Origin of the sequence: Dietzia aerolata (genome assembly GCF_014144865.1) — a bacterium.
GTDB classification, from domain to species: domain Bacteria; phylum Actinomycetota; class Actinomycetes; order Mycobacteriales; family Mycobacteriaceae; genus Dietzia; species Dietzia aerolata.
In genome coordinates, this window is record NZ_JAALDM010000283.1 from 1 (window position 1) to 6828 (window position 6828).

Consider the following 6828-nt stretch of genomic DNA (forward strand, 5'->3'; position numbering starts at 1 on the left):
TCGACGGCGGCCGCGAGTGAAAGCGGCGTCGGCACCGCGCCCGGTCGGGTGCTCGGGCGCAGCTACACCGGCAGCGGAAAGTAGGCCTCAGCGGCAGGAACCGCGCGGGGCTTGGGTCGCGGCCGGACCCGGGACAACGGCTGGGTAAGGGACCCGCGACCGACTTACTCGGCGGCCACCGACTCCCCGGCCACCGAGGGCTCGACCACCGGCTCCGCCGCCGCCGGGTCGAAGGAGGTGTCGGTGAGGAACTCGCGGACCTCAGGAACGCTGCGCAGGAAGCGGTCGGCCTCGTCGTCGGAGTCGGTCACCTGGCTCGCCTCCTCCGCGGCGATCCGCTGCTCGAACAAGCCCACCTCGCGCTCGACCCGCGCCGGATCCCACCCCAGGACCCCGGCCATGAGCTCGGCGACCTCGCGGGCACACTCCACCCCGCCGTGCTGGTACTCCATGGTGATGCGGGTGCGGCGGACCAGGACGTCCTCCAAGTGCAGCGCGCCCTCCGCGGCGGCCGCGTACACGATCTCCACGCGCAGATACCGCTCCGCACCGGCGAGCGGCTCGAGCAGGCCCGGCTGATCCGCGGCCATGTCGAGCACCTCCTCCGTGAGGGTGCCGTAGCGGCCCAGCAGGTGCTCGACTTGGTCCTCACGGATCTCGTAATTGTCGGCGATCCGGTCGGCGCGGTTGACCATCGCCGGGTAGCCGTCGGCGCCCAGGAGGGGGATCCGCTCGGTGTTGGACGGCGGAACGTCGGCGACCCGGTCCCCCAGCTCGGCGACCGCGGCGTCCACCGCGTCGGCGGCCATCACACGGTAGGTCGTGTACTTGCCGCCGGCCACCACCACGGCGCCCGGCGCGACCGTCATCACGGCGTGCTCGCGGGACAACTTGGCGGTGGAATCGGCGCCGCCGGACAGCAGCGGCCGCAGCCCCGCGTACACGCCGCGCACGTCCTCGCGGACGATCGGCTCCTTCAGAACCGAGTTGACGTGGCCGAGGATGTACTCGATGTCCGCGGCGGTGGCGGCCGGGTGGGCCAGGTCGAGCTGCCAGTCGGTGTCGGTGGTGCCGATGATCCAGTACTCGCCCCACGGGATGATGAACAGCACGGACTTCTCGGTGCGCAGGATCAGCGCCGCCTCCGAGTCGACCTTGTCGCGGTCCACCACGATGTGCACGCCCTTCGAGGCGCGGACGGTGAAGCCGCCCTCCTCGCCGAGCATGCGCTGCAGCTGGTCGGTCCACACGCCGGCCGCGTTGAGGACCACGCCGGCGCGCACGTCGGTCTCCTCGCCGGTCTCGGCATCGCGCACGCGGACGCCGGTGACGCGCTCACCGTCGCGCAAGTAGCCGATGACCTGCGTGGAGTTGGAGACCACGGCGCCGTGCCGGGCGGCTGTGCGGGCGAGGGTGAGGGTGTGCCGGGCGTCGTCGACGAGGGTGTCCCAGTAGCGGATGCCGCCCACCACCACGTCCTCGCGCAGGCCGGGGGCGATCCGGTGCGCGCCGGCGCGGCTGTAGTGCTTCTGCGGGGGCACGCTCTTGGCGCCGCCCATGACGTCGTACAGCACGAACCCGGCGGCCATGTACGGCCGCTCCCAGAACCGGCGGGTCAGCGGGAACAGGAATTTCAGGGGCGTGACCAGGTGCGGGGCGAGGCGGGTCATGCTGAGCTCCCGCTCGTGCAGCGCCTCGGCGACCAGGCCGAAGTCGAGCTGCTCGAGGTACCGCAGCCCGCCGTGGAACATCTTGGAGCTGCGCGAGGAGGTGCCGGCGGCAAAGTCCCGGGCCTCGACCACCGCGACGTTCAGCCCGCGGGTGGCCGCATCGACCGCGCTTCCGGTGCCCACCACGCCGCCTCCGACTATCACGACGTCGAACGTCTCCTCGGACAGCCTGCGCCAGGCCTCGGCGCGACTGTCGGGGCCGAGGACGGACCGGGACATCGGTGTGGGCATGAGGGCTCCCTTCACGACCGGGCTGAGGAGATCCGGCCGGTTGGGCACGACTCTACGCGGGGCCGGACGTAGTCTCAGGGTTGTGACTCGCAACACCTACATTTTGGCCATCGACCAGGGCACCACGTCGACCAGGGCGATTCTGTTCGACGACGACGGTCTGCCCGTTCCCGCCGCCACCGCGCAGATCGAGCACAGGCAGATCTTCCCGCACGCCGGCTGGGTCGAGCATGACGCCATGGAGATCTGGACGAACGTGCGAAATGCGATGGCGCACGTGGCCAGTGAGGTGGATCTGGAGCCGGCGCTGGTGCGGGCGATCGGCATCACCAACCAGCGCGAGACGGTGGTCGTGTGGGACAAGGCCACCGGGAAGCCGGTGTACAACGCGATCGTGTGGCAGGACACGCGCACGTCGGGGATCTGCGCGCGACTCGCCGAGGGGCATCCCGCCGGCGCCGATCGGTTCCGCGAGACCACGGGCCTGCCGCTGTCGACGTACTTCGCGGGCCCCAAGATCCGCTGGATCCTCGACCACCTCGACGCGAACGGCGAGCGTGGGACCGAGCGCGCCGAGGCGGGCGAGTTGCTCGCCGGCACCATGGATACCTGGGTGGTGTGGAACCTGACGGGGGGAAGAAGGGGCGACGACGACAACAACCCCGCTCTCCACGTCACCGATGTCACCAACGCGTCCCGTACTTTGCTCATGGACCTGCACACCCTCGACTGGGATGAGGAGATCTGTCGCGAGGTCGGCGTTCCTTTAGCGATGCTCCCGGAGATCGTCCCCTCGTCCGGTGTGCTCGGGCACGTCACCGGGCGGCGCATGTTCGGGGGGATTCCGATCGCGGGAATTCTCGGCGACCAGCAGGCGGCCCTGTTCGGTCAGACCTGCTTTGAGCCCGGCGACACCAAGAACACCTACGGCACGGGCGCGTTCCTGCTGCTCAACACGGGCACCACACCGCAGTTCAGCACCAATGGCCTGCTCACCACCGTCGCGTATCGGCTCGGTGACGACGCCCCCGTCTACGCGCTCGAGGGCTCGGTGGCGATGGCCGGCTCGCTGGTGCAGTGGCTGCGCGACAACCTGGGCGTGATCTCCAGCGCGGCCGAGACGGAGCAGCTCGCGGCCTCGCTCGACGACAACGGCGACTGCTATCTGGTACCCGCCTTCTCCGGTCTGCTGGCCCCGCATTGGCGACCTGATGCCCGCGGCGTGATGGTGGGGCTCACGCGGTTCCACACCAAGGCCCACCTCGCCCGCGCGGCGCTGGAGGCGACCGCCTTCCAGACCCGGGAGATGGTCGACGCCATGATCGCCGACGCGGGCGCCGCCGCCGGCGCGGATACGAGCACCGCCGCGTCTGCCCGCCCGTTGCGGGTCGACGGCGGCATGGTCGTCAACGACTACCTCATGCAGTTCCAGGCCGACCTGCTCGGCGTCGACGTCGTTCGCCCGGAGGTCACCGAGACCACGGCCCTGGGCGCCGCCTTCGCTGCCGGGCTGGCGGTCGGCGCGTGGGAGTCGATCGACACGCTGCGCGAGTTGTGGCGCGAGGACCATCGCTGGTCGCCGGCCATGTCCGAGGACGAGCGCGCGCGGCTGATGGCCCGCTGGGGCGACGCGGTCGAGCGCACGCTGGGCTGGGCCGACGCCGAAGGCTGAGCCCCGCCCCCGCCCGAGCCGACACCGACACCGACACGGACAACCGAGCCCATACTCATCGCCAAGAGAGTTCGGCACACATCGCCCGAGAACGGTGTGCGCCGAACCCACTTCTCGATGCCATCGGCGCGCACCCCGAGCCGGGAATTTCCGATGGCGCCACCACCTGCCTTCGCACCGCCACGGACTCGTCCTCAACTCGTGTGGGAGGGTGCGGGTATGAACGCTGTGCTCGCGCTCCTGCTCGTGGTGGCCGCGGCGATGCTCGTGATGTCCACTCGGCGGTTGATCGCGGCGAATAGGGGCTCGTGGCTTTCGTATATCCGGAACCCGCCTGTTGTGCCCGCAGGGGCGATCGGCCTACGGGCGCTCGGCGGGGGAATCTCGATGTTCTGCGCCATCGTCGCAGATCTACCGAACACCTGGTGGGCGACCTTCGTGGTGCTGCTCGCCTGGCTGCCGGCCCTGGCACTGCAGGTGTGGCACAACGCGCGTAACCGACCGTCGCCCGCCTGAACCCCACGGCCAGGCCAGGCCAGACCAGGCCCGGACCGGCCAGCCCTAGCTCAGCCCGGTCGTCACCCCTGCGCGTCAGTCCAGGTCGTCGTGGCGGATCAGCTGGCGTGCGGCCTCGGTGATCGACCCGGACATCGACGGGTAGACGGAGAACGACCCGGCCACGTCGGCCACGGTGAGCTGGTTACGCACGGCCATCGAGACCGGCAGGATGAGCTCGGAGGCGGTGGGCGCCACCACGACGCCACCGATCACCACGCCGGAGGCGGGCCGGCAGAACAGTTTGACGAAGCCACGGCGCAGGCTGCGCATCTTGGCGCGCGGGTTGCCCGACAGGGGCATGACCTCGACGCGGGCCGGGACCTCGCCGCTCTCGATCTGCGCGTGCGAGATGCCGACGGTGGCGATCTCGGGGCGGGTGAACACGGCCGAAGCCACGGTCCGCAGACGGATGGGGCTGACTCCCTCGCCGAGCGCGTGGTACATCGCGATGCGCCCCTGCATCGCGGCGACGGAGGCCAGCGGCATGAGGTCGGTGCAGTCGCCGGCGGCGTAGATGCCGGGCGCGGTGGTGCGGGAGACGCGGTCGACCTTGATGTGGCCGCTGCGCTGCAGCTCGACGCCGGCACTCTGCAGGCCGAGCCCGTCGGTGTTGGGCACGGAGCCCACACAGATCAGGGCGTGGGAGCCCTTGACGGTGCGCCCGTCGCCGAGGCGGACGATGATGCCGTCCTCGTGGTGCTCGACGGCGTCGGCGCGGGCGTGCTTGACCAGGGACACACCGCGCTCGCTGAGTGCTTCCTCCAGCACGAGTGCGGCGTCGGCGTCCTCGTGTGGCAGCACGCGGTCCCGGCTGGAGACCATCGTGACCTTGACGCCCATCTCGGTGAAGGCGGAGACGAACTCGGCGCCGGTGACGCCTGAGCCGATCACCACGAGGTGCTTCGGCAGTTCGGTAAGGTCGTACAGCTGACGCCAGTTGAGGATCCGCTCGCCGTCGGGCTCGGCGCCGCTGAGGACGCGCGGGCTGGAGCCGGTGGCCATGAGGACCACGTCGGCGTCGAGAATTTTCTGCTGGCCGTTCTCGAAGGTCACGGCGACCTGGTGGGCGGCCATGCCCGGCTGGGAGTCGTGGAGCTTCGCCCATCCCGACAGCAGCCGGACGCCCTCGCGCTGCAGTTGCGTGCGGATGTCGGCGGACTGGGCGCGCGCCAGGGACTTGACGCGGCCGTTGACCTGCCCGAGGCGGTAGGCGGCGGGGTCGAAGTGGGCCTGCACGCCCATCTCCTCGGCACGGCGCATGTCGGTGCGCACGCCGGTGGTGGCGATGAAGGTCTTGGACGGAACGCAGTCATTCAGGACGCAGTTGCCGCCGATCCCGTCGCTGTCGACGACTGTGACGTCCGCACCGTGCTGGGCCGCCACCAGGGCTGCCTCGTATCCAGCGGGTCCTCCGCCGATGATGATGATGCGTTGGGTCACTAGATCCTCCACGGCTCACGGGTTGTCGGCTCACGGGATGTCAGGGCTGGACGTCGGTTCCACTGTGGCGGACCGCGTCGCGTCCGCCGTACACGGTAGTCGAACCGGCCACTGGTGACGTTGGTTCATGGGCACGGGTCCACCCCTGCCGCCGTCGCAAGCTGCCCCCGCTGCCCGCCCGATCGCCGTCGCCCACCCGGGCTGTGCCGTCATCCAGACCCCATGCGCATCATCAGCCCACCCCCGCCACAGCCATCGGCACGGGTCAGGAGTGAAGGTCTAGAGTCGGGGCCGTGCCTCTATATGCCGCGTACGGGACAAACATGCATCCCGATCAGATGACCACCCGCGCGCCGCACTCCCCTTTCGCCGGGTCGGGCTGGCTCGAGGGCTGGCGGCTCACCTTCGCCGGCGACGACCCCACGTGGGAGGGCGCGGTCGCGACTCTGGTGGAGGACCCGGATTCTCGGGTTTTCGTCGTCCTCTACGACGTCCCTGAAGAGGACGCCCTGTCGCTCGATCGGTGGGAGGGCACGGATCTGATGCCCGCCCGCAAGATCCGGGTCCGCATCTCGCGCCGCCCCACCGTGCCCGACGGGCCGCCGGTGGGTGCCCAGGAGTCGGAGTTCTCCATCGACGCCGGCCCGGCCACCGGCGACGGTTCCGTGGTCGGCGAGGACACGGTGCTGGCGTGGCTGTACGTGATGGACGAGTTCGAGGGCGGGCTTCCATCCGCGCGGTACCTCGGGCTGCTGGCGGACGCCGCCGAGTGCGCGGGCGCCCCCGAGAGCTATGTCCGCGAACTGCGTACCCGCGAGTCCCGCAACGTCGGCCCGGGCGCCTGACGTGACCCCGCTGATATCCCCCACCACTGACGCCGTCACGGCCGCCGACGCGATCGCGCACGCCTCCGGCCGCAACACCCACGACGTGACGCTCGTGCTGGGTTCGGGCTGGTCGGAGGTGGTGACCGGGCTCGCCGATCCCGACAGCGCGGTCACCCTTCCCGTCGAGTCCCTGCCCGGTTTCGCCGCCCCCTCGGCCGCCGGCCACCGCGGGACCGTCACCAGTTGCCTGGTCGACGGGGTCCCGCTGCTGGCGATCGCCGGCCGCACCCACCTGTACGAGGGCCTGGGCACCGAGCCGGTCGTGCACCCCGCGCACGTCGCGGCCGCCACCGGCTCCCGCGTGCTGGTG

Annotated in this window: 6 protein-coding genes; 4 read left to right on the forward strand and 2 right to left on the reverse strand. The window is 70.7% G+C overall.

What is annotated here, in order from left to right:
- Window positions 1-164: 164 nt before the first annotated feature.
- On the reverse strand, window positions 165-1961 hold the full coding sequence (locus tag G6016_RS14880) for a glycerol-3-phosphate dehydrogenase/oxidase (protein ID WP_182633397.1): 1797 nt from the start codon (window positions 1959-1961) through the stop codon (window positions 165-167).
- 82 nt (window positions 1962-2043) lie between these two features.
- On the opposite strand from G6016_RS14880, the gene glpK reads away from it, so the two are divergent.
- Window positions 2044-3633, forward strand: coding sequence for a glycerol kinase GlpK (gene glpK / locus G6016_RS14885; RefSeq protein WP_338403633.1), 1590 nt, complete (start codon window positions 2044-2046; stop codon window positions 3631-3633).
- Window positions 3634-3852: 219 nt separating this feature from the next.
- Entirely contained in the window at window positions 3853-4149 is a 297-nt protein-coding gene (locus tag G6016_RS14890) for a hypothetical protein (RefSeq protein ID WP_182633399.1), read from the forward strand.
- A 75-nt stretch (window positions 4150-4224) separates the two neighbouring features.
- Here the strand turns inward: G6016_RS14890 and G6016_RS14895 are convergent, their stop codons facing one another.
- Window positions 4225-5631 carry an NAD(P)H-quinone dehydrogenase gene (locus tag G6016_RS14895; protein ID WP_182633400.1) on the reverse strand — a complete coding sequence of 469 codons (1407 nt, stop codon included), beginning with the start codon at window positions 5629-5631 and terminating at the stop codon, window positions 4225-4227.
- A 293-nt stretch (window positions 5632-5924) separates the two neighbouring features.
- Between G6016_RS14895 and G6016_RS14900 the strand changes: the two genes are divergently transcribed.
- Window positions 5925-6476 carry a gamma-glutamylcyclotransferase gene (locus G6016_RS14900; RefSeq protein WP_182633401.1) on the forward strand — a complete coding sequence of 184 codons (552 nt, stop codon included), beginning with the start codon at window positions 5925-5927 and terminating at the stop codon, window positions 6474-6476.
- Window position 6477: 1 nt separating this feature from the next.
- The coding region (locus tag G6016_RS14905) for a nucleoside phosphorylase-I family protein (protein ID WP_479682413.1) at window positions 6478-6828 on the forward strand (351 nt) is incomplete at its 3' end.